Source organism: Acinetobacter sp. ANC_7634 (genome assembly GCF_056779875.1).
In genome coordinates this window covers 123,992-146,356 of record NZ_JBWYIT010000004.1, presented here as the reverse complement: position 1 = coordinate 146,356, position 22,365 = coordinate 123,992, and the positions used below count along the sequence as shown (strand labels likewise).

At 36.6% G+C, this 22,365-nt stretch carries 21 protein-coding genes; 9 read left to right on the top strand and 12 right to left on the bottom strand.

Translation table 11 applies throughout. From position 1 onward, the window contains the following. Positions 1–25 precede the first annotated feature (25 nt). A complete protein-coding gene (locus AC1M9A_RS06820) occupies positions 26–655 on the top strand; it encodes an HD domain-containing protein (RefSeq protein WP_481586422.1) in 630 nt (209 codons plus the stop codon). On the opposite strand, the gene AC1M9A_RS06815 is transcribed toward AC1M9A_RS06820, so the two are convergent. The 4 genes from AC1M9A_RS06815 to AC1M9A_RS06800 all read right to left on the bottom strand — a co-directional run bounded on the left by AC1M9A_RS06815 (position 644) and on the right by AC1M9A_RS06800 (position 5,528). Then, a complete protein-coding gene (locus tag AC1M9A_RS06815; RefSeq protein ID WP_481609912.1) occupies positions 644–2,059 on the bottom strand; it encodes a cryptochrome/photolyase family protein in 1,416 nt (471 codons plus the stop codon). The two genes, AC1M9A_RS06820 and AC1M9A_RS06815, sit on opposite strands and share 12 nt — an antisense overlap. 131 nt (positions 2,060–2,190) lie before the next feature. Further along, positions 2,191–2,673 carry an FKBP-type peptidyl-prolyl cis-trans isomerase gene (locus AC1M9A_RS06810; RefSeq protein ID WP_092767151.1) on the bottom strand — a complete coding sequence of 161 codons (483 nt, stop codon included), beginning with the start codon at positions 2,671–2,673 and terminating at the stop codon, positions 2,191–2,193. Between the two features lie 135 nt (positions 2,674–2,808). After that, positions 2,809–4,095, bottom strand: a complete 1,287-nt coding sequence (locus AC1M9A_RS06805) for an NAD(P)/FAD-dependent oxidoreductase (protein WP_481609911.1) — start codon at positions 4,093–4,095, stop codon at positions 2,809–2,811. Positions 4,096–4,217: 122 nt separating this feature from the next. Beyond that, complete coding sequence (locus tag AC1M9A_RS06800) at positions 4,218–5,528, bottom strand: D-alanyl-D-alanine carboxypeptidase family protein (protein WP_481609910.1); 1,311 nt, start codon at positions 5,526–5,528, stop codon at positions 4,218–4,220. A gap of 179 nt (positions 5,529–5,707) precedes the next feature. Between AC1M9A_RS06800 and AC1M9A_RS06795 the strand changes: the two genes are divergently transcribed. Next, positions 5,708–7,411 carry a M61 family metallopeptidase gene (locus AC1M9A_RS06795; protein WP_481609909.1) on the top strand — a complete coding sequence of 568 codons (1,704 nt, stop codon included), beginning with the start codon at positions 5,708–5,710 and terminating at the stop codon, positions 7,409–7,411. A 51-nt stretch (positions 7,412–7,462) separates the two neighbouring features. Here the strand turns inward: AC1M9A_RS06795 and AC1M9A_RS06790 are convergent, their stop codons facing one another. From AC1M9A_RS06790 to AC1M9A_RS06780, 3 genes are all read right to left on the bottom strand, one after another. Continuing rightward, positions 7,463–8,164 carry a hypothetical protein gene (locus AC1M9A_RS06790; protein ID WP_481609908.1) on the bottom strand — a complete coding sequence of 234 codons (702 nt, stop codon included), beginning with the start codon at positions 8,162–8,164 and terminating at the stop codon, positions 7,463–7,465. Positions 8,165–8,275: 111 nt separating this feature from the next. After that, on the bottom strand, positions 8,276–8,671 hold the full coding sequence (uraH, locus tag AC1M9A_RS06785) for a hydroxyisourate hydrolase (RefSeq protein ID WP_481591371.1): 396 nt from the start codon (positions 8,669–8,671) through the stop codon (positions 8,276–8,278). Positions 8,672–8,799: 128 nt separating this feature from the next. Continuing rightward, positions 8,800–9,582, bottom strand: a complete 783-nt coding sequence (locus AC1M9A_RS06780) for an rRNA large subunit pseudouridine synthase E (protein ID WP_035268720.1) — start codon at positions 9,580–9,582, stop codon at positions 8,800–8,802. A gap of 304 nt (positions 9,583–9,886) precedes the next feature. Between AC1M9A_RS06780 and AC1M9A_RS06775 the strand changes: the two genes are divergently transcribed. From AC1M9A_RS06775 to AC1M9A_RS06755, 5 genes are all read left to right on the top strand, one after another. Beyond that, the gene (locus AC1M9A_RS06775; protein ID WP_481609907.1) at positions 9,887–10,438 is read left to right on the top strand and encodes a M23 family metallopeptidase; all 552 of its coding nucleotides are present in this window, start codon (positions 9,887–9,889) and stop codon (positions 10,436–10,438) included. 234 nt (positions 10,439–10,672) lie between these two features. Continuing rightward, positions 10,673–10,864, top strand: coding sequence for a hypothetical protein (locus tag AC1M9A_RS06770; RefSeq protein WP_035268717.1), 192 nt, complete (start codon positions 10,673–10,675; stop codon positions 10,862–10,864). A gap of 104 nt (positions 10,865–10,968) precedes the next feature. Continuing rightward, positions 10,969–11,094, top strand: coding sequence for a hypothetical protein (locus tag AC1M9A_RS06765; protein ID WP_257219857.1), 126 nt, complete (start codon positions 10,969–10,971; stop codon positions 11,092–11,094). A gap of 172 nt (positions 11,095–11,266) precedes the next feature. Further along, positions 11,267–12,094, top strand: a complete 828-nt coding sequence (locus AC1M9A_RS06760) for a PhzF family phenazine biosynthesis protein (RefSeq protein WP_481609906.1) — start codon at positions 11,267–11,269, stop codon at positions 12,092–12,094. Positions 12,095–12,166: 72 nt separating this feature from the next. Continuing rightward, positions 12,167–14,956, top strand: coding sequence for a M16 family metallopeptidase (locus AC1M9A_RS06755; RefSeq protein ID WP_481609905.1), 2,790 nt, complete (start codon positions 12,167–12,169; stop codon positions 14,954–14,956). 54 nt (positions 14,957–15,010) lie between these two features. Here the strand turns inward: AC1M9A_RS06755 and AC1M9A_RS06750 are convergent, their stop codons facing one another. Both AC1M9A_RS06750 and AC1M9A_RS06745 read right to left on the bottom strand, forming a co-directional pair. Continuing rightward, on the bottom strand, positions 15,011–16,075 hold the full coding sequence (locus AC1M9A_RS06750; RefSeq protein WP_481588990.1) for an amidohydrolase family protein: 1,065 nt from the start codon (positions 16,073–16,075) through the stop codon (positions 15,011–15,013). Between the two features lie 141 nt (positions 16,076–16,216). Continuing rightward, positions 16,217–16,606, bottom strand: a complete 390-nt coding sequence (locus AC1M9A_RS06745; protein ID WP_092767127.1) for a DUF3144 domain-containing protein — start codon at positions 16,604–16,606, stop codon at positions 16,217–16,219. Between the two features lie 115 nt (positions 16,607–16,721). Here AC1M9A_RS06745 and AC1M9A_RS06740 point away from each other — a divergent pair, with 115 nt between their 5' ends. Together AC1M9A_RS06740 and AC1M9A_RS06735 are read left to right on the top strand one after the other, a co-directional pair. Then, positions 16,722–17,354: a hypothetical protein gene (locus AC1M9A_RS06740; RefSeq protein WP_481609904.1), complete on the top strand. Its 633-nt coding sequence runs from the start codon at positions 16,722–16,724 to the stop codon at positions 17,352–17,354. Between the two features lie 144 nt (positions 17,355–17,498). Then, on the top strand, positions 17,499–19,208 hold the full coding sequence (locus tag AC1M9A_RS06735) for an ATP-binding cassette domain-containing protein (RefSeq protein WP_481609903.1): 1,710 nt from the start codon (positions 17,499–17,501) through the stop codon (positions 19,206–19,208). A 168-nt stretch (positions 19,209–19,376) separates the two neighbouring features. On the opposite strand, the gene AC1M9A_RS06730 is transcribed toward AC1M9A_RS06735, so the two are convergent. From AC1M9A_RS06730 to AC1M9A_RS06720, 3 genes are all read right to left on the bottom strand, one after another. Next, a complete protein-coding gene (locus AC1M9A_RS06730) occupies positions 19,377–20,066 on the bottom strand; it encodes an aspartate/glutamate racemase family protein (RefSeq protein WP_180028590.1) in 690 nt (229 codons plus the stop codon). A 387-nt stretch (positions 20,067–20,453) separates the two neighbouring features. Next, positions 20,454–20,678 (bottom strand): hypothetical protein, encoded by a 225-nt coding sequence (locus tag AC1M9A_RS06725; RefSeq protein WP_092767121.1) that lies wholly within the window; start codon positions 20,676–20,678, stop codon positions 20,454–20,456. Between the two features lie 422 nt (positions 20,679–21,100). Next, positions 21,101–22,321 (bottom strand): MFS transporter, encoded by a 1,221-nt coding sequence (locus tag AC1M9A_RS06720; RefSeq protein WP_481609927.1) that lies wholly within the window; start codon positions 22,319–22,321, stop codon positions 21,101–21,103. Positions 22,322–22,365 lie beyond the last annotated feature (44 nt).

Here is a 22,365-nt window from a genome sequence, read left to right as displayed (position 1 = left end):
AGGCGGTAGCGGGGCAAGGTGTCTGATGATTGATTCATATTTAAAACAGTTGAGAAGATACTGGGCCGCTACTGCACAACAGCTTGAACTATCCTCAGAGGATTCCATATCTATTCTTGATAGATTAGAAGTTCATTACAGTGAGCCTCATCGGCATTATCATACAGTGCAGCATATCGTTGAATGTATGGATCACTTACAATTGGTTCTACCAAATTTAAAAGATCCTTTATCAGTCTCTATAACTCTTTGGTTTCATGATGTCATATATGAGCCTAAGGCACACGATAATGAACAACAAAGTGCTGATATGATGCTGAACATCATATCTCCCCACATGGAGATGAGGAGATGTGAGAAAATTTATCAGTGGATATTAGCGACCAAAGAGCATCGTGCTTCAGTTGATTCAGACCTTAACTATTTACTTGATATTGATCTTGCAATTCTCGGTTCAAACGCCAAACGTTTTGAAGAATATCAGCAGCAAATTCATCAAGAATTCAGTTGGGTACCCTCTGAAATTTATACATTAAAACGAAATGAAGTTCTTAATAGCTTTTATCAAATGGAATCCATTTATAAAACAGCATATTTTCATGACACTTTAGAAAATCAAGCCAAACAAAATTTAGAACGAGCATTAGTTAGCTGATTTGAAAGCAGCTAATGCGCGCTGTCGACTCATCTTTAAATCAATAATAGGTTTTGGATAATTGAGTTTAAGATTCGGATTTTTAGCATAAGGCTCATGAATGATTTTCGCATCAAGATGAGCTAATTCAGGTACCCATTTGCGAATATAATCACCTTGACTATCAAATTTTTGTGATTGACTAATGGGGTTAAAAATACGGAAATAAGGTACAGCATCTGTACCTGTTGAAGCACACCATTGCCAGCCACCATTATTTGCTGCTAAATCCCCATCTATCAAATGTTGCATAAACCATTGTTCGCCTTTACGCCAGTCGATGAGCAAATTCTTACTAAGGAACATGGCGACAATCATTCTGACACGATTGTGCATCCATCCTGTTTGAAGCATTTGACGGATTCCAGCGTCCACAATTGGAATACCCGTTTGTCCAAACTTCCAAGCATTTAATTCATTGGGTGCATCACGCCATGGCACATTAGATGTATTTAAATTGAATGGTTGATATTTCGATAATCTTGGAAAGTCAAACAGGATGTGTTGATAAAATTCTCGCCATAATAATTCATCTAACCAAGTTTGTTGACCATCAGAGTAGAGATGAAAATTGCCATTTGAGCGACTAAAAATTGCAGCCAAACATTGTCGAATCGAAACAATTCCTAGATTTAAATACGGTGATAATTGACTGGTAGCATCAATGTTTGGAAAGTCGCGTTGTTGTTTATAGGGCTCTAAATTCTCGTCAACAAATTTCTCGAGCATTTGTAGTGCATATGATTCTCCAACAGGCCATTGATATTTAATCTGAGCATCAGGATAAAAATCATGTATCGATGGAATTTTGGAAGTATGAAAGCGTTGTATAAGCTCATGAGGCTGTACTTTCGGTACAGCGAGTGGTTGAGGAACAGAGATATTCAAGATTTCATAGCATGCACGTTTATAAGCACCAAAAACTTGATAAGGCTGGCGACTCTTATTGCGAATTGATCCAAGTGGGAAAATTGTGCGGTCATGATAATACTCGACAGTCACTTGATGCGATTCTAATAAGGTCTGGACTTGCGCATCACGATGTAACTCATTCACGCCGATTTCAATGTTGGCGTGTATCGCAGTAATTTGATATTTATTTGCGAAAGTTAATAATCTAGCTGGTACATCGTCCCATTGGGTAACGATTTCCACCACAAGTGGGATATTGAATTGCTTTAACTCACTTTCAAGTGATTTAAGTTGGCGAAGATAAAAGTCAATTTTAATCACTGCATCATCATGCAATTTCCATTGTTGAGGCGAAAGTATCACCACCGCACAAGTATTCCCATGCCGGTTTGCCTCCATTAACGCCGTGTTATCCCTAACTCTTAAATCCTGACGAAACCAAATGAGATTCATATGATTAATATCCAAATATCCTCAGGAAATTATAAGAATTTGAATCATTTAAATCGTTAAGCATTGTAATTTTTTGCATAAAAAAAAGGCGAAGCAGAAGCTTCACCTTTTTGTCCTAAAATCCGTAGATCTTAGTGGTGGTGACCACCTACACCGTGAACGTGACCGTGATCTAACTCTTCTTGAGTTGCTTCACGGATTTCAACGATTTCAACATCAAATGTTAAGTCTTGACCAGCAAGCGGGAAGTTAGCATCAACGATTACGTTTTCGCCTTCAACCGCTTTAACAGTCACAATTTGAACGCCATCATCAGTTTGCGCTTGGAATTGCATACCAGCTTCGATGTTGTCTACGCCTTGGAACATTTGTTTAGGTACTTCTTGAACTAAATCAGTGTTGTACTCACCATAAGCTTCAGCAGCAGGAATCGTTACTGTAAATTTGTCACCAGTCGTTTTACCTAACATTGCTTTTTCTAAGCCAGGGATAATGTTGCCAGCGCCTTGCAAATATGCAAGTGGTTCACCTTGAGATTGATCGAGAGTTTCACCCTCTGCATTAGTCAATTTATAGTTAAATAAAACCACAAGGTCATTTGCAATAACTGTCATGTTAATGATCCATTCAAATATTTTAAGGGTACATCATAAAGTGAAAACCAATTTTTGTAGACAATTTTCTAAAAAAAATGCAGTTTCGATAATTTATAACGCTTAAATATTACATTGGGGCGTCTTTTAGATTTTTCAATGCAATTTGATTTTAGGTGCTATTTTTCTGGTCACAAAATCTTTGGCTGTGAGTAACCCTGCCTGTGCATAACCATAAATCGTGGCTTGATGCAGTCGGTAAAGCGATACATACATCGACTTCGCCACAAATCCTTGAACATTGACCTGACCAAGTAATTCACCAACTGCTTTATTCTCACTTAAAGATACAAGTGAGCCTTTGTCAGAAAAATTGAACATCGGTTGTGATTTCCCTGAAATTCGCGCTTTCATTGCATCAACGAGGAAAGCAGCCTGTTGACTTGCAACTTGCGCACGCGGTCCTAAAGCTGTTTCACGGGCATCTAGAATACAGTATGCGCAATCACCGAATGCAAAAACATTCGGATCTGCTTTTGTTTGGAGTGTTGCAAATACGTGTAAGCGACCCATACGATCTTTTTCGAAGCTTTCTAGGTTTTGAATCACTGCTGGAGTTTTAATGCCTGCAGCCCAAACTTTTAATTGTGCTGGAATTGAACTTCCATCATTAAAGTAAATTTGATCAGCATCCACTTTTTCGACACGCTTAGACGTTAAAATATCCACATTCATGCGCTTAAGCTGCTTAGTGCTGTGGTCTGACATTTTTTCAGAAAGAGCCGGTAGAATACGATCCGCGCCTTCAATTAGTGAAATTTTGACGTTTTTAGGATCAATTTTATTAAGTCCATATTTAAAGAAGTTTTGTTTGGCTTGAACTAATTCCGCTGCAAGCTCAACGCCAGTTGCACCTGCACCTATAATGCCAATATGCAGCTCACGATGGTCATTATTATTTTGAGCTTCGATATAAAGATGAAGTAGATGCTGCTGGAACTGTTCAGCCTGTTTTGGATTATCTAAATAGTGACAATGTTCTTGCACACCTGAAGTATTGAAATCATTGGAAACCGAACCAACCGCCAGAATAAGAGTGTCATAACTTAGCGTTAAATGATCAGTCGATTGGTCATAGGTCGATGCAACAGGTTTGAGCAATTGAATGGTCTTGGCTTCACGATCTAATTGTTCGAATTTACCCAATACAAACTCATAATGATGCTTCGCAGCATGACCAAAATAATTTGTTTCTTCATCACTAGGGCTCAACGTACCTGCTGCAATTTCGTGTAAAAGTGGTTTCCAGATATGTGTGAGCTTTTGGTCCACTAATGTAATTTTTGCTTTTTTCGATTTGCCCAGCGTGTCACCCAGTTGTGTTGCTAGTTCTAAGCCACCAGCACCACCACCCACAATGACAATATGATGAAGATTCGACATTTAATATTCCTATTTTTATAGCGTCATAAATAAAAAAGAGATGGGGTTAATATGCCATCTCTTTTTTAAAAGAATTGTTCTTTTTGTATTACAAGTTACAGATTTACAATAAAAAACTGCAATCAGTTTAAAGGATAGATTTTTGCTTGATTTGTACTGCTAGATCCAAAACTAAATAATTGTTTAAACCAATTCAAAATACTTTCAAACCATGATGCTTCATCAATTTGAAGTTCATCTTCAATCAATACCGTTTGAATGAGTCTGTTATTTTGATAGATATGAATACGTGCCAACTGCTGAATTTGCGCGATAGGTGCAGTTAATGATTGTGTTAGTAGCTCGACGTTCACATGCGTTTGAGTTTGCTGTAAAGGCTCAAGAGCTGAAGTGAATCCAAAAGCATCTGCTTGAATCAAACGATGAGTTTGATTGTCAAAATTACGCATATCAATCATTTGATTCGCGTTATACAAAGAGGTCGTCACGATACTTGGCTTTTTAGTTTCGACTTTGAACCTTTTTAAGGTAGATGCGACTACAGGGAGTTCAGCAATTAGTTGCTTATTTTTAATTGCAATTTCATTGCGTGTATAGGCATAGGATAGGTTTAAAAGTTGATGTGCGATTTCAGCGCGTTTAAAGCCACTTTGAGCACCGAGTACCACAACAATAAGTCTCCTTTGATTGAGGTCAAATTGTTGAGTTGGTCGGTTGGCTGTAAGTGCAAGGTTATAGCCTGCAGCACGAGTAAACCCTGTTTTTAAACCATCAACAGTGGCATCTTGTTTTAGTAGAATATTTGTTGCACGATGAAAATGCTGATTGTAAGTAAAACTTTGCTGTTTCGAGTAGTCAAGGTAATCGGGTGTTTCATTGGTGAGTGCTTGTGCGAGCACGGCTAAATCATGCGCTGTTGAATAGTGCATATCCATTGTAATGCCCGCGGGATTGGCAAAGTTTGTATCTTTCATGCCAAGTGCTTTGGCTTCTTGATTCATGCGTTGCACAAATGCAGGTACAGATCCTGAAATTCGTTCAGCCAATGTGACAGCAGCATCGTTGGCAGACATGATAATTAAGCCTGCCAAAAGTTGATCAATCGTAATTTGTTGAGTCGGTTTCAGATACATCTGAGACTCATCCCATTGAACTACATTGACGACTGGTGTGGCAGTAACAACTTCATTTTTGTTAATTTTACCTGCTTGAATGTCTTTCAGAACGATGTATGCCACCATCATTTTGGTTAACGAAGCTGGTGCACGTTGGACATGGCTATTGTGTTCAGTAATGACTTGACCTGATTGTGGATCTAAGACAGTCCATGCTTCAGCTTCTAAACTTTCTGGTGCAACTTCGAACAAGGAAGCATGTGTGATATTTACAATAAAAAAACTAAAAATTATGAGTAGAGCAGAGTAGAGTTTCAACGGGTTTACCTATATAAGCCAATCCAATGGCATAGATCATCAAGCACACCGCATGCTATGCCTTTTTTTTCTGAAACTCTAGTCAGATTTGTAGACAATTAATACGAATCGCGCAACTCCAAGTAAAAAAATGCTAATCTAAATACAAGTTGGTTCTATAGTTTCTCAATTAAGACATTATGTTGCATTATCAGATCGAATTTGACGACTTTCGTCAGCATCTCATTCACGTTACTGTTCGTTTCGTTGCTCAACCAACTCAAGTATTGAGCTTGCCAACTTGGATTCCAGGAAGTTATCTCATTCGAGAGTTTTCAAAACATATTGAGTCTGTTCGTGCCTATGATGAAGATGGTCGAATACTCAAGATTCGTAAAAATGAAAAAAATAAGTGGCAGTTATTTAATACTGATTTTGAGCTGATTACGGTTGAGTACGACGTCTATGCATACGACCTCTCAGTACGTGGTGCTTATGTTGATGAAACACGCTTATATGTGAATCCTGCTTGTGCATGTTTAGGTTTAGAAGGACAAGAAGATAAAGCGGTAGAAGTTGAGTTATTTTTGCCAGATGAATTGAAACATTTCCAACTCGCTACAGGATTGGCATCTAAAAGTTTAGTGCGTGGTCGCTATACCCTTAAGGCAAAAAACTACGCTGAATTGATTGATGCACCATTTGAGCTTGCAGATCAAACTCGTTTTGCTTTTGAAGCAAATGGTATTCCACATGAGTTTGTGGTTTCTGGCAAACATGCGATGAATGTCCAACGTATGAAACAAGACATTGAGAAAATCTGTGCGACAGAAATATCCATGTTTGGTTCAGCACCATTTGAAAACTACACTTTTATGACCATCGCGACGGGTAACAGTTATGGTGGTTTAGAGCACCCGAACTCAACCAGTTTGATTTCTCCACGTGATGATCTACCTAAGTCCAATGAGCCTGTTGAACCTTCCGCTGATTATCAGCGTTTCTTAGGTTTATGTAGCCATGAATATTTTCATTCATGGTTGGTGAAATATATTCGCCCTGAAAATTTTGTGAATTATGATTTAGACAAAGAAGGCTATACCTCTTTGTTATGGATTTTTGAAGGCTTTACGTCCTACTATGATGATTTAATTCTACTTCGTAGTGGTGTGATTTCTCAGGAATCTTACTTGAAGTTGTTAAAGGCGCAGATCGATCGTTATTTGCAAAATCCAGGTCGTTTTGTTCAAACTGTTGCAGAGTCAAGTTTTGATGCATGGGTCAAATTCTATCGTCAAGACGAAAACTCTAACAATGCTGGCACAAGTTACTATAACAAGGGTTGCTTAGTAGCGCTGTGTCTAGATTTAGGTTTACGTTTAAGAGGTTCAAGTCTTGATGCATTGATGCGTAAGCTGTATGAAAATGCGCAACAGGGTATACAGGTTCATGAACGTACCATCTATGAACTATGCCAAGAACTAACAGGTGATGATTGGTCTGAACAAATTAACCATTTGATTAATACCACGGATGAGTTACCGCTTGATCAGTTGTTCCCTGAATTTGGCTTAGACTATGTTTTAAAGCATGATAAATCTTTACCATTTGGTTTAAAACTTGTAGATAAACCTGAAGGTGTATTAATTCAGTCTGCTCGTCGTGATGGCGCTGGTGTTAAAGCTGGGCTTTCTGCTCATGATATTATCATCGCAATTGATGGTTTAAAGGCGACCACTAAGCAACTCGACAAGTATGCAAAATTGGAAGTTACTTTTAATGTACATGCTTTCCGTCGTGATGAATTAATGCAATTTGAAGTTCAATCAGGTGGTAGTGAACTCACTGAAGTGGAACTTAAGGTTACAGATCAATCTAAAGTTGATAAATGGCTTAAAGCTTAATTTGCCTAGGTTATAAAATTCATGAAAAACCCATGCTTAGCTATGGGTTTTTCATGACTCCAGTTTTCGTCTTAGATATTCCAAACGCTTATCAAATATTGTTTTGTCTTTTGAGTATTTTTCAAAAGCAATTTGAACCTTTTTTATAGATTCTTTTCTTCTGTTTACGTCGGTTTCTGTAGCGTAATTTTGACCATAATTTACCTCACTCAAATGAGCTTCTGAAACAAGTCTATGAGCAGAATCTATAGCAGTTTCAAAAGTTATTAGAACTTCTTTAAAATCTTTATGCTTGTTCAAATTTTTTTCTTGATTAAGCCACTGTTGAAGATTTATTAATTTGTCGTAGTAATACAGATTATTGAATTTATCTTCGTATTTTTGCTCTTCTAAATTAAATGAGCTGTGTAATTCATGACCTTTAGCGCGGATGAGTGAGTTTTTTAATTGGTATAAGATGGTGTGATATTGATTTGAAATAATCTTGAGTTCTTCAAACTTGGATAAAGTTTCAATTGTTCTATGGAATTTATAGGCATCTTTCCATGATTCTAGGGACTTCATTACGAAATATAGGCTGATCCAAGCTGTGATTATCCCAAGAAATTCAGCTAAAGATAAGATTTCAAGACAAATATAGTTATCACAATAGTGCGATAACTTGTTTTCATTCAATGCATAAAAGAAGTAGTAAAGAATTGATAAAAATAAAAGAAGCGTAATAGCCTTTAGGAAAGCTTTTTTTATGTTCATAAGAAATCCTTATTCTTTTGAATAGGATAATTAAACTTTTAAAATTAATAAAGAAAAAAAAGCTCACATAATGTGAGCTAAATTTGTGTCATAAATGATTAACAAAAAACATTAGTTCCCTCGATAGGTTGAATAACCATATGAACTTAGTAACAACGGAATATGGTAATGATCTAAACTACCATCAATTACAAAAACCACTGGCACTTCTGGGAAGAAAGTACGCTTGTTGTTTGCCTTAAACCAGTCGCCAGTTTTAAAAGTTACTCTGTAAACACCTTTTTGAAGATCTGTTTCGGCTGGATATAGAGCCTTGATACGACCATTTTCATCCGTTTTAGCTTCGTTGAGCTTTACCCATTTTTCACCCTGCTGCGCTTCAAGTGTAACTGCAATATTAGAAGATGGAAGACCAGTTTCTTGATTAAGCACATGAACACTTAAAGGATTTGCCAAAGTGAATGTTGAAAATGCAAAACCTGAAAGAGCAAGCGTAAATTTTTTCATAAGTATCAACTCACAGTAAGCAAATAATTGAAAAAAGTGTACTTATAATGAGAGATTATTTAAGTTAATTTATGTATAAAAAAAGGATGCAATCGCATCCTTTTTACTTTTTTTACAATAGCTTGAGCTTAGCGTGCGCGTCCACGTGGAGCTTTTGTATTTGGGCGAGTAGTACCATTGGTCTTACGACGTGGTTTCTCATGTTCTTCCATTTGCCAAATACGTTTAGTACCCGATTTTTTCTTAGTACCATCTTTATTGACTTTCTTATTAATCGGCTTGCCACCTGTACCGCCTGGTTTCTTCACATAAGAGCGTGAGCGGTATGGCTCTTCGGCAGGAACATTTTGAAAGTCAGGATAAAGTAATGGTTCAATTTCTCTAGTTTCGCCAGATTCAAGACCCATCTGTACTAAGTCTATTGATCCAATTTTAGTGCGAATAAGACGTAAAGTTGGGAAACCCACTGCTGCAGTCATACGTCGAACTTGGCGGTTACGACCTTCGCAAATCGAAATTTCAACCCAAGAAGTAGGTACAGAAGCACGGAAACGAACAGGAGGATCACGATCCCATAACCACTCAGGCTGTTCAACTTTTACAGCTTTTGCGGGTAGAGTCATACCGTCTTTAAGCTCTACACCTTTACGAAGCTGTTCTAAAGCCTCTTCAGTCACATCACCATCGACTTGAACCAAATAAGTTTTAAATTTCTTATTGGCAGGGTTGGTAATGTACTGATTTAAACCACCATGGTCGGTTAAAAACACTAGACCTTCAGAGTCCATGTCTAAACGTCCAGCAAGACGTAAAGTCGGATCGTCAACGAAATCAGACATTGTCATATGCGCTTCGTCTTTACGAAACTGGGAGAGAACGCCATAAGGTTTATTGAGAATGACGATTTTCATATAAAAACTTCAATAATGTGCAAATAGTGAAAGGTCTGACTTATCAAGAATTTATGAACATCCTGAATTGATCTGAGGATTCGATCATTGAAGTCAAACAAAATAAATCGGGGAATTGGTGACTATTATGCGTGATTCAAAAAAGAAAGTATCGTATTGATCAAAAAAAATATGTAATTCTGACGATTTAATCGGTATAAGCAGGCTTTTATTGGTTGCTGACAAGTGCTTTTAATTTAAACAATACAATGCAAACGTCGATCAGACGCTAAAATTTAACTCAATTTAAGATGTTAGGTTGTATATGAAAAAAAGGATTATCGGATCACTCATTGCAATCAGTTGGATGCTTACTGCTTGTCAGCCCCCAAATTCAGGCGCAACAGCAGGAATACAATATCCATATTTATACTGGAAACTTCAACAGCAAGCGTTGACAGAGCCGTTGGCGATACCCGTTGAAGGAGTCAAAGTAACTCAAATAGCAGATACTTGGGGGGCAGCACGTTCAAATGGTCGTACACATCAAGGAATTGATATTTTTGCCAAACGAGGTACGCCTGTATTGAGTACAACACAAGGAATTGTAAGTCGTATCGGCACAAATAGTTTGGGAGGTAAAGTCATCTGGGTGGTAGGACCTCAGTTAAGTCGCCATTACTATGCACATTTAGATGAATATGCAGCACACATCCAAGAAGGTGACTGGGTTGAAGTCGGTGAAGTATTAGGATATGTGGGAAATACTGGCAATGCGATCAATACACCTCCACATTTACATTATGGGATTTATTTAACGAGTGGTGCTACAAATCCATATCCATATTTAAACCCAGATTTAAAACCAGAGGAATAAGTCTCGTTAATACAAGTAAACAAATGAGAGAGCCTTGTAAGCCTCGTAACATATATCAATTTTAATCCTCTGAAATTTAAATAGCTTACACAATGGAAGTTACGATGCAGTATTTTGATACAGCTCTATGCTCGCAGTTTCGTGCAAAAGGGTTATGGTTATTTGTATTGGTCTAATTCAAGTGAAAAAGAATTCAAGATCAGTATCAAAATCTGATAATCATGGAGATATGAAATGAGTAATCAATACAATCAAGATCAAAATGAGCAACAGCAACAAAATCACCAGCAACGTCAACAAGGTCAACAGCCACATCAACAGCAACCCAATCAGCAGCAACAGCAACAAGATCAACAGCAGCAGAATCAGCAACAGTCCCGTCAACAATCACAACAGCAATCTGATTTAGATCAACAAAATCGTTAATCCATTAATCATGAATTGAATGGGAATTTAGGGATGAATGCCCATTCTTGTCAGTAAATTCAAGCATTAACAATTTAAAGTGAATGACACGAGGAAGATAAGATATGGCGAATAAGTCCAAGTTAAAAATTAAAGATTTAAAAGATCAAATTAAATCGAGACTTAAGAAAATTTCTAAGCATGAATCTAAGTTAAAAGATTTAAAGAAAGCGCTCAAAAAGCGTAAATAGCAAAAGACCCTCATGTGAGGGTTTTTTTATGGAAGATCATTAGAAATATACAGTTTATGAACGAATCTTTGTGAAGCAATAATTTATAGTCAAGATTGAAATTAATCTATGATTTGAAATGATAAAAGATTATTATTCTCAATTAGAAGTTTGGAAATATTAGGGTGTATTTATGAAAATGTATCAAGTTGATGCCTTTACTACAGCGTTGTTTAAGGGGAATCCTGCAGCTGTAGTGGTCAGTGAAGAATGGCTTGATACATCACTCATGCAAAATATTGCATTTGAAAATAATTTGGCTGAAACGGCTTTTGTTAAAATTATTGATGATGAAAATTATGAAATCCGTTGGTTTACACCTAAAGTTGAAGTCGATTTTTGTGGTCATGCCACTTTAGCGAGCAGTTATGTACTTTTTAATGAGTATACTCAAGCGAAAAAAATTAAATTTCATGTCAAAAATTTAGGAATTTTTACCATCACTCGACAAGATGATGGAAAAATTACAATGAATTTCCCTGTTCGAATCCCTCATTTAACTGAAGAGTTTCCTGAGTTATTAAAAGAAGTGGTTGATCGTCCAATCAAGGAAATTTATCTAAATCAACAAGCTTATATTTTAGTCTTGGAAAGTGAACAAGATGTGCTTGATGCCAAACCTAATTTTGCCAATATTAATGCAATTGCTGAAGCATATGAGGTTAGTACTTGTATTACAGCATCCGATCATCCCGATATTGCTATAACTGCAGCATCAGAACAATATGATTATGTGGCACGTTATTTTGCACCACATAAAGGCATCAATGAAGATCCTGTAACAGGTTCTATGCATACAGGATTAGCACCCTTGTGGGCTGAGAAATTGAATAAAACAGAACTTATTGCTTTTCAAAGCTCAGAACGAGGTGGCGTGTTGTATTGCCAACTTAAAGAGAATCAAAGAATTGAAATTTCTGGCTATGCCAAACTTTATATGAAAGCTGAAATTTACCTTTAAAGCATAAACCCTATTGATCATACCCTTGTCAGGCGTGTGATCAATTTTTTTATATCAATAATTGGAAGAACAATGCTAACTCGTTTTAAAAAACTTTCACTTACTTTAATGATCGTTGCGGTCAGTTCTAGCGGTTTAGCACAACCTGTTTTGGTCAAGACTGAACAAAATATTGAAGAATACAAACTAGAAAATGGTTTACGGGTAATTTTGGCACCAATACCTAAAGAAAATAAAATTTTTATGAATATGGTGTATCTAACGGGAGCTTTGAATGACCCACAAGGTAAAGGTGGTTTAGCACATTTACTTGAGCATCTCGCGTTTAAAGGCACAGAAAATGTAAAAGGAGATGAGTTTCAACGTCGTCTAGATCAGCATACGCTCATGAGTAATGCGATGACTGACTACTATTCTACCCAGTATATGAGTGTCATCCGTCCAGAAAAAAAAGCCATTGATGAAATGTTGTATCTGGAGGCAGAGCGAATGGATAAGCTCGTACTTCAGGAAAAATTTGTTCCGTCAGAAATCGCAATCGTAAAACGAGAGCGTGAGGTTCGAATGGATCAACCTTTTTCAGTATTGATGGATCAAATTTGGAAATCTGCTTACGGAAATCAGTATCTAGGTCGTCTACCGATTGGTGATTTAACTGAGCTTCAGTCAATCAACATGAAGGAACTGAATCAATTTTACCGACAATGGTATGCACCGAATAATGCAGTTCTAGTGATTGCAGGTAAATTTAATAAAACGGATATCCTGAAAGCAGTGGATAAAAATTTTAATCAAATTCCTGCGCGTCAAATTCCTGAGTCAACCAAAGTTCCAATGCTTGATTCGACCAAGATCAAAGATCGTCAATTTATCGTGCAAAAGGGAAGTGATTTAGGCAAATACAATATTTATCTCAATGGCACCCAGCAAAAAACACAGACTGCACTCGCTTTAGCACCTTATTTATTTACAATGCAACCTAGTGGTCACTTGTACAAAGATATTGTAGAAACAGGTACGGCTACACAGGTTCAATCGACGACATGGTTAACACCAGATTTTAATCTTGTTTTTATGGGGGCAGTGTATGCTCCTAATCATGATGAGAAAAAAGTTGCCCTTTCTCTAGAGAAAGGAATTGAGAAAAAGCATCAATTTAATGAAACAGAATTAAATCGTGTCAAAAACATGATTAAAAATGGTCAAGAGAGCATGATGACCAATGCCTCTTCTGTGGGTGGTTTCATTAGTGATTATGTGGTTTCATCCAATGGGGATTGGACAAAATATTTTAAAGACCAAGCAGAGATACAAAGTTTAAATGTCGATCAGGTTAATCAGGCAATAAATCAATTCTTGGTTGCTGAGCATCGTATTTCGGGAGACATACAACCTACGCCTGAGGATCAAAAAAAGGCACTCGAGCTAGACGCTCATGAGCAAGAATCAAAAACTTTAGATCAAGTGACAACTCAAGAAGAGCCTTTAAAAGACCCAGCTGTGTATAAAGCTGAAGTGGCTGAGCACTTAAAAAATTCCAAACAGTATGTTGAAAAGTTAGAGAAAAAAATCAAGCGTGGTACTTTGAAAAATGGGATGCAGTATGCACTATTCCCAACGTCAACACGCGATGACAAAACTTACGCATCGATATCTTTAAATTTCGGGACAGCACAATCACTCAAGCATCAAGGTGAAGCACTAGGCTTTATGTCTTATTTGCTATTGAGAGCATCTGAGCAGTATAGCCTGCAAGATATTGCAGACAAATCAATCGAGGCGGGTGGTCGAGCATCTGCTTCAGCTGTTGATAATGGTATTGTGATTAACGTATCTGCGAAGAAAGAAAAATTTACAGAATTCTTCAAGTTTATTGTCGACGTTATGAATAATCCGAAATTTGAGCAAAGTCAGTTTGACCTCATCAAATCGCAAACATTGTCGTCATTAAATCGACCATATACAGAGCCTGAAACTGTTGCAGGACTGACTATCGCTAGAATCGTAGAGCGATATGAACCAGGTGATTTGCGATATCATTTTGAACCTAAGCTGGCAAAGCAGCAAATTGAAACCATCACCAATGATCAAATTAAAGCTTTGTACCAAAAGTATTTTACAACTCAAAATGGTCAAATATCGGTGACTGGTGATTTTGATGACAAAGCCATTCTGAAATATTTGAATTCATCTTTAGGTCAGTCTAAGACAAAAGAACCATACCAACGTTTGCAGGGCAGTCATATAGATTATCCTGCTCAAAAAGTTCATGCGCTGGCTGAACAGCGTCAATTTGGTAATTATCAAGCGGTTATTGCCATTCCAGTGGGTAATAATCATCCTGATGCAGAAGCATTATATGTGTTGAGCCATATTCTAGGCGAGTCACAATTATCATCACGCCTTGCCATGGAGTTACGTGAAAAAAATGCGTTGGTTTACAGCTTTGGAAGTAGTTTGAGTTTGGATAATTTTATCAATGCTGGTGCTCTAGGTGTAAGTGCTAATTATGCAGCAGGAAAATCAGCTCAAGTTTCTCAAGGTGTGCATAAAGTATTCACTGACTTATTAAAGAATGGTGTGACGGAGCAAGAGCTTGAAGCGGCTAAAGCCAATATTATGAAACAGCGTGTCACGAATTTAGAGGATGAGCGCCGTATTCATCGTGGATTGAACAGTCAGCTTGAGCAAAATAAAACACAGCTTTCAAGACTAGAGCGAGATCAGGCATTTGCAAAACTGACGAAGCAAGATATAGATGCAGTGATCAAAAAATATATTAAGCCTGAGTTTTTGGTTGAAGTTATGGCAGATCAGTATGGTAAACCACAACCTGAAATGATTTTAAAGCCTAAAACTTAGAGCCACAATGTACGATTCAAAAAGGCTCATTCGATCGTGAATGAGCCTTTTTTTTTAAAGCTTATAAAATTGCTGCGCATTTTTACAAAATATCTGTTCAACAACATCTGAATTATAGGTAGCGACAATGTCGCTAAAGGCATCAATGATATTTGTGAGTGATGTGCTCACTTTATCCATCGGGAAGTTGGATGCAAACATGACACGATAAGGCCCAAAACATTGTAAAGCATGAATAATCATAGGAGAGACCAATTCAATGATTTGTTGTTTAGATGCTAGTGTTCGTCGTGTATGAAATTGATGACCTAAAACAGGCATGAAGAGTCCAGACATTTTTGTATATACATTCGGACATTGAGCTAATTCTGCAAGATCTTCTTTCCAGTGGAAATAGATATTGTCTCGCGCAGTTTGGGTGATTCCTGTGTGTTTACCTACTGGGCCGAATAAACCTGCTGGTGTGCCCAAATGGTCTAAGACAATCGAAGTCTCAGGAAAACGTTTTGCCAAAGCAATAACATCTTTAAGCTGGCTAGAATAAACCCAAGCATCAAAGCTTAAATTGTACTGGGCTAAGGCTTCAAAACCTTTTAAAAATTTTCGATCAGTGTAGAGGTGGGGATCATCGTTCCATGCATGAATTCCAGGATCTTCATGATGTGCAGCCATTTTTCGAATACCACGAAAATGCGGAGATGCCTTTTTATGCATTTTAAGAATTTTTTTGAAATTACTTTCACGAGGATCAGCTGTTGCAACGATTCCAGCCAATTTGATGTTTTCTTGAGAAAAAGGAAGCTGCTGAATAAATTGCGTTTCTTCTACAACGCCAGTCCCTTTTTGATGATGCCAGCTGGCTTCGACATGTACAACACGGCTCACAGTATAGTGTCCAATGTCTTTGTGGTAATCCGCTGGTAAATAGGGTGCTGTGATGTAATCTGTAAGTCCTACTGTATCAATTAAATCTTTAGGTTTTACGAGACGAACGACTTTATCCAATATTTTTGGATGTTTTCCAAAAAGCTTAACAGCTAAAGCGGCAGCATGCGGTGTGTGATAAGGATCCCATTGATGGATATGAGCATCGACGATGGGAAAGTTGAGTTGATTCATCGCTATCCTTAGTTGAGTCATCAATAAGAATAACATACGAGAAATTGATCAATTTTTGAATTGCATTTTCGTTTGAATATTAGAGTTTAAGCATTAAAAAAGCCCCCTAAAGGAGGCCCAATGCACACAATGCAAATCTATTTAATGTTCGTGGTCATGTTTATTTGCATGAAACTCTTCATTACGACGGAAGCGAAGGTAGTTCTCAAACTGTTCGCAGTATTCGTCATAATTATCTTCAAGCATCATATGAAACTGTTGCATGATATAAGACATCACTTGTTCTTTAGCATCACGCATTTCATTGCCATCTTTAAAGTTATTGGCAGCAACCCATGTATTAAAACGAGCAGTACCAAATAGCATCGCAGCACTGACTTGACCACGAGCATCGGCTGGTTTAACAGTAGAACCTTTTTCAACACGGCAAAATTCATTGGCTTGCTTAATAAATTCATCAGCACGTTCGAAGAAAATCGCATTCAATGCTTCTTCTTCAGTGACATCAGTCGCTTGAATCTTTTGAACCATGAATTGTTCCTAATAAATAACTTAATTCAAGCACTATTATAGGCAAAGGCTTGCATAAACTAAACCTTTCACTTAATCTAAAAATAGCCTAAGTAATTTTTTTATGAGCTTTTCTATGCAAGATGCTATCGCAGTTCAAAGTTTAAAAAGTGATATTGCGTTACTGAGACAGAATATTTGGCCACCTGTTGATCTTGCGAATGTCGAAGGTCTTCCCATTTATTATGGAAGCAAAGAGCAAGTAGCTGCTTATTACCAGCAGTGGACAGGTCTAATCGAAAGGGCACAAGATTTATTTCAACCTTTTATGGAAGGTGAGGTTTTAGATGCCATTCATTTACCGAGTCATCTAAATTTACCGCTGTTTTATTTTCATGTAGACCGAATTCGCATTAACAAAACACGTGCAAAGGAATCAAAGACTTTTCGTGGTATTGCTAGTGTATTAGAGAAGTGTGGACAGTTTGAACCTGAACAAGTTTTGGCAATGAGTCGTTGGTTGGATCATGATGACACTGCTGCATTAGTTGCGCATCGCGAATTTATAGATTTAAGAACTTATGTATTTCAGCATGGGCAAAGTGAATATACGAGAACACGTTTTTATGTAAATGGTATTGTCTTAAGTGTTGAGCCTCATTTCGAGTTGGTTGATGCTCGCGATAAACCACGTAAGCAACGAAATGACTCATATAGCGATCCATTGGCGGATAACAACACGTGGCGTATTTATGGTAAATATCGTTAGTTGAGCTGATTGAACTTATTTTTTAGACATTAGAATCAATGATTAGCTACTTTATAAGTACAAAGCTTCTACGATCAATATCCAAACTTATTGATTAGTATTGTTTAAAATAGTCATCACAAAAAATAACTAATTTAAAGAATGATGACTGAAAAGATTAAACAATTTAAAAAGGCGTGGATGTTATTCCGTCAACATGATGAAAATGGATTAAGTGTATTCTTCGTTTTAGCCATACTTCAAATTTTAATTATTGGTACGAGTGTTGGTTTACCGTATTTGTTTAAGCTGCTGATTGACCAGACCAGTGAACCTGATCATTACTATTCGATTCAAGACTTTTTTCAAATTCATCTACTCTATTTATTCGCCGTTGCTTATGCACTCGCTTGGTTTTTCAATGAGGGGATGAAGAATGTAAATAATTTTGCCATGTCTATGATGATCAGAAATGTTGATGCATCCATGCTTAAAGCTGGTGTATTTAATTTTCTAGATTTGAAATTAAAAGATCAACGTCAACAAGATATCGGTGTATTTAATGCAAATTTAATTCGTGGCAGCGAAGCACTTGGTACAATTATTTTTACTATATTTTTTGTTATTGTTCCTACGGTATTTAAAATCTTAGGTATGGTGTATGTGCTCGGAAATACGATCAATCTAGAATTTGGTGTGTATTTTTTCGTATTCTCAGCTTGTACAGTTGCTTTATCGCTCATCATTACCTTTAAGACACAAGATATCTTTACGATTATGTATGGTGCTCGAAATCAACTGAATCAATTTGTGATTGAAAAACTCCAACAAAGTTATGATATCAAACTCAGTCATTCGAAATATTACGAATTTGAAGAGTTTAGCCGCAGAATCGATGACTATAAAATAAAGACTCAGGATACCTATAAAAAACTTCAGTATCTCATGATATATCAACTGTTATTTGTGTCATTTTTTCTTTTGGTATTCATGGTTTTATCAGTCTATATGTTTGAATATCAAAGTTTTAGTTCAGGTGATTTTGTTTTAGTCAGTACCTATATTATAGGTTTAACCATTCCTTTAATGATGATGTCTCAAAATATCATTCATTTGAAAGGTCATATTGTGGCTATTGATCAGTACCTAGAATATTTTGAATTGGAACATGAGTCATTCAGTACGAATGATCTAACAGCTGAGGAACAGAAAGAAAGTGCGGTGGCGTATTCGTTTCAAAATGTGACATTTGATCTAGGTCAGCAGACGATTGAAAATTTTAATTTAGACATCGTGTGTGGAAAAATATATTTAATTCAAGGTCGAACAGGTATTGGAAAATCAAGTTTCCTCAATTATTTGGTGGGAATAGAAAAGATCAAATCTGGACGACTATTCTTTAGAAATTTAGAGATCACTTCAGTATTTTCAGAAAAGATATTTGATCAGATTGCTGTGGTCAGCCAAACTCCGATCGTTTATTCAACCTCATTAAGACAAAATTTGATTCAAAATACTGAGATCAAATATTCTGATGAGGAGCTTAAACATTGGCTAAAAGAGTTCGATTTACTCCATTTGCTGGAAAAAAATCAAATTGAGTTAGACGATGATATACAAGAAATTTATAAAAACTTCTCTGGTGGTGAAAAACAACGATTAAACATCATTCGTGCATTATTAAAAAAACCAGAGCTTCTGATCTTAGATGAACCTACAGCAGCCTTAGATGAGAAAACAAGTTCGAAAATTTTAAAAATTATTCAAGAGCGAGTTGAAACGGTCATTATGATTTCTCATGAACGTATGGCGACAGAAATCGCAGATGAAATTATTGATTTCAACATCATTCTAAATTCTATCGATGAGGATTAAATGATGATTGTTGTGGCATGAATATCAATCAAAAAAAGTGTTTTTTAAAATATGTATTTATTTGATTAAATTTAGTCTTGAGCAACGATTCATGTACTTGATGATCGATTTTGATGTCAGTTAAATATTTTTTAGCATGAGCTGAATGATTTTTATGCTATGAAATATTTATGATAATACAAAATCTACAGCTGCTTGCGCATGAATAGAAGTTGTATCAAATAGAGGGACTGAGAATTTTAGATCTCCTATAAGCATACAAATCTCAGTGCATCCTAAAATGATTCCTTCAGCGCCAGAAGATATTAATTCTTCGACAATATGAATATATTTCTTTTGCGAAGCTTCGCTAATTATGCCTAAACATAATTCGTTGTAAATAATATCATGAACAATTTTTCTACTCGCTTTATTAGGTGTTATTACTTTAAGTCCTTTTTCCTCCAATCTGCTTTTATAAAAATCTTGTTCCATCGTAAATGCAGTACCAAGCAGCCCAATTTTTGTAATTTTCTGGCTCATGATTTCCATGGCTGTCGCATCTGCTATATGAATAAATGGTACGTTGGTTGATTCCTCAATATAAGTTGCTACTTTGTGCATTGTATTTGTACAAAGTACTATGCCATCTGCACCTGCTTTTTCTAATTGTATGGCTTGATCTCTTAAATAGATTCCTGCATCTTCCCATAATCCTTTGCGTTGTAACTCCTCAATTTCAGCGAAATCAACGCTAATAAGAATAACCTTAGCAGAGTGTAACTTGCCAAGTTTCGTTTGAACCATCTTATTGATTTGTTGATAGTACAAATCAGTCGACTCCCAACTCATTCCACCTAATAAACCAATTGTTTTCAAGTTCGCACCTTTAAAAATTAAATATTTAATTAATCAATATAATGAAAATTATCGAGTATGAAATTGCTACTTTTTAAAATAATGACTTAATCAAAGTGAGAAAAGTTCAGCTTTTGATGTGTATTTTTAGGGATGAATGTATATAAGTTTAGCAGCAGAATTTACCAATCTTATGGTTGAGTAAGCTTCTCATCGGAAGAATTCACATTAACCCCGAACTTAGATGCCATGAATAGAGGAAAATTATTGTATTGCTGAACAATCCATGTATAGAGCATTCTAGTTCAAAATCTTGTAGGATATCAATCAAAAGGCTCATTCATGAGCCTTTTGATGAGTGATTTGAAAGATTAAAAAATCTATTGATCATAGGAATTTTTTTTTAAATTAAACCAGCGTGTCTACAACGCCTTTTAATACACCTAATCCTAATGAATCAATTGTTCCATTGAGTGTTTCATTTACGCCAGTGCCAATTTTCACTAAAGGATCTTTTAATCCTACAAGAGAGCCGACAGTACCAAGCAAATTAGTCACTAAACCTGCACCAGATACTGCTTCAATTTCATCTAATGTAAGTTCTTTTAAAGTTGTTGGATTTGAATTATTCATTGTATTCACCATTCATGTTTGATTTTATTTTCAAGTCAATCGAATAACTAGCGTTAAACGATAGACTCATCATAATGAATGCATTTTATATGCCAACTAATAAATAATGATAAATATATAATTTAAGTGAGGTTAATAGTATGACAAGATAATTAATGGATTTTTCATGAAAAAGATTCGTTATTTTTGTGCAAATGTCACCAGATTGGTGCATTGATCGAGTTGAATGATGGTTGAGAATTGAGTGCGTTAATTCCTTAAATTAATTTCACCCAACGAAGTGAGTTTAAATCTCATAGAATTATTGAAGGATTGAGCGTAAAAAATTACGCTCAACTCAACTCAACTCAACTCAACTCAACTCAACTCAACTCAACTCAACTCAACTCAACTCAACTCAACTCAACTCAACTCAACTCAACTCAATTAATTGATGTACATTGCTGAGCTTTAGGATTATTTAATCCTCGACTATGTGTGAATACAGCAATTACAGCTAAAGAGATAAAAATCAATACACTATAAATTAAGGTGCTGGTATTGAAATGATCTACCATAAAACCACCAAATAAAGCGCCTGCTGCGATCATGATTTGAAACATACTGACAAAAAGAGGCATCCCTTTTTCAACCGCATGTGGCGCATGTAAAAACATCCAGATATTGGCTGTCGTAGGAAAGGCACCAAAAGCAAAACCCCATAATGCTGTAAGAATATATGCACCAGTTAAGAATTTGGCATAAACCGGGAATGTAAGGAATACGATCGCTAAACATGATGCAACAGCAAAAAGCGTATAGCGGACGTTGATATTGCTGCTATAACCAGAGAATGCATTGCCTAAAAAGCCTGCTGCTCCATAAATAAGAAGTAAAGAACTGATGGTTGAACCATCAAATCCTGCTTCATTTTTATAGAAAGGCGCCAAGTAACTGTACGTTGAAAAATGCGCTAATCCGATAAATAAAACAATGATTAATCCTTTACGAGCTTTTGAATCTCGAAACAATGCGGGTAGATCACTATATTGAATAGCTGAAGTCGGCGGTAGTTTCGGTAGGAATTTAATTTCAAATAAAAGAATAATGGCACCTATTACCGAGGTGATCATAAAAGCATTACGCCAACCGTAAATTTCACTTAGCCATGTTCCAACCGGAACACCCAGCACAGTTGCCAGAGTCACGCCAGCCATGACGATAGCTGTTGCTTTGGAGATGGGCAGGTGAGGAGGTGCAACACGACCACTTAAGGCGATTGCAGTTGCCCAGAAACCGCCTATCGCGATACCCAAGAAAAAGCGACTCAATAGAATCCAAGTGAAACTTTCTGAATAGCTCGTAATGAAATTTGCAATGACCATGACCGCTGTGAGTGCGATTAATAAATAGCGTCGATCAAGTTGCTTCACCCAGACCGAGATAAGCGGTGCTGCGAAAGCTCCCATTACGCCTGGAAGGGTAATGAACAGGCCAGCAGTACCGACAGAAATATTGAGATCTAGTGCGATTGCATTGAGTACACCAATAGGGAGAAACTCACTGGTCACTAATATAAAAGCGGTGATGGAAAGTGTAATAACAGCAAACCAATTTCCTTGATTTTCTGTAGGAGATGGAGAATGAACAGCGGTTTCAGTCATATGAGATTTAGATTTCATTGACCAACGCTCCTTGAAAATAATTT

What these genes read in the sequence shown, in the direction of transcription:
- AC1M9A_RS06770 (WP_035268717.1), top strand. Translation starts at nt 10,673, where the DNA reads ATGAGTAATCAATACAATCAAGATCAAAATGAGCAACAGCAACAAAAT.
- AC1M9A_RS06790 (WP_481609908.1), bottom strand. Translation starts at nt 8,164, where the DNA reads ATGAACATAAAAAAAGCTTTCCTAAAGGCTATTACGCTTCTTTTATTT.
- AC1M9A_RS06795 (WP_481609909.1), top strand. Translation starts at nt 5,708, where the DNA reads ATGTTGCATTATCAGATCGAATTTGACGACTTTCGTCAGCATCTCATT.
- AC1M9A_RS06805 (WP_481609911.1), bottom strand. Translation starts at nt 4,095, where the DNA reads ATGTCGAATCTTCATCATATTGTCATTGTGGGTGGTGGTGCTGGTGGC.
- AC1M9A_RS06765 (WP_257219857.1), top strand. Translation starts at nt 10,969, where the DNA reads ATGGCGAATAAGTCCAAGTTAAAAATTAAAGATTTAAAAGATCAAATT.
- AC1M9A_RS06750 (WP_481588990.1), bottom strand. Translation starts at nt 16,075, where the DNA reads ATGAATCAACTCAACTTTCCCATCGTCGATGCTCATATCCATCAATGG.
- uraH (WP_481591371.1), bottom strand. Translation starts at nt 8,671, where the DNA reads ATGAAAAAATTTACGCTTGCTCTTTCAGGTTTTGCATTTTCAACATTC.
- AC1M9A_RS06760 (WP_481609906.1), top strand. Translation starts at nt 11,267, where the DNA reads ATGAAAATGTATCAAGTTGATGCCTTTACTACAGCGTTGTTTAAGGGG.
- AC1M9A_RS06780 (WP_035268720.1), bottom strand. Translation starts at nt 9,582, where the DNA reads ATGAAAATCGTCATTCTCAATAAACCTTATGGCGTTCTCTCCCAGTTT.
- AC1M9A_RS06720 (WP_481609927.1), bottom strand. Translation starts at nt 22,321, where the DNA reads ATGACTGAAACCGCTGTTCATTCTCCATCTCCTACAGAAAATCAAGGA.
- AC1M9A_RS06775 (WP_481609907.1), top strand. Translation starts at nt 9,887, where the DNA reads ATGAAAAAAAGGATTATCGGATCACTCATTGCAATCAGTTGGATGCTT.
- AC1M9A_RS06755 (WP_481609905.1), top strand. Translation starts at nt 12,167, where the DNA reads ATGCTAACTCGTTTTAAAAAACTTTCACTTACTTTAATGATCGTTGCG.
- AC1M9A_RS06810 (WP_092767151.1), bottom strand. Translation starts at nt 2,673, where the DNA reads ATGACAGTTATTGCAAATGACCTTGTGGTTTTATTTAACTATAAATTG.
- AC1M9A_RS06815 (WP_481609912.1), bottom strand. Translation starts at nt 2,059, where the DNA reads ATGAATCTCATTTGGTTTCGTCAGGATTTAAGAGTTAGGGATAACACG.
- AC1M9A_RS06745 (WP_092767127.1), bottom strand. Translation starts at nt 16,606, where the DNA reads ATGGTTCAAAAGATTCAAGCGACTGATGTCACTGAAGAAGAAGCATTG.
- AC1M9A_RS06740 (WP_481609904.1), top strand. Translation starts at nt 16,722, where the DNA reads ATGCAAGATGCTATCGCAGTTCAAAGTTTAAAAAGTGATATTGCGTTA.
- AC1M9A_RS06820 (WP_481586422.1), top strand. Translation starts at nt 26, where the DNA reads ATGATTGATTCATATTTAAAACAGTTGAGAAGATACTGGGCCGCTACT.
- AC1M9A_RS06725 (WP_092767121.1), bottom strand. Translation starts at nt 20,678, where the DNA reads ATGAATAATTCAAATCCAACAACTTTAAAAGAACTTACATTAGATGAA.
- AC1M9A_RS06735 (WP_481609903.1), top strand. Translation starts at nt 17,499, where the DNA reads ATGACTGAAAAGATTAAACAATTTAAAAAGGCGTGGATGTTATTCCGT.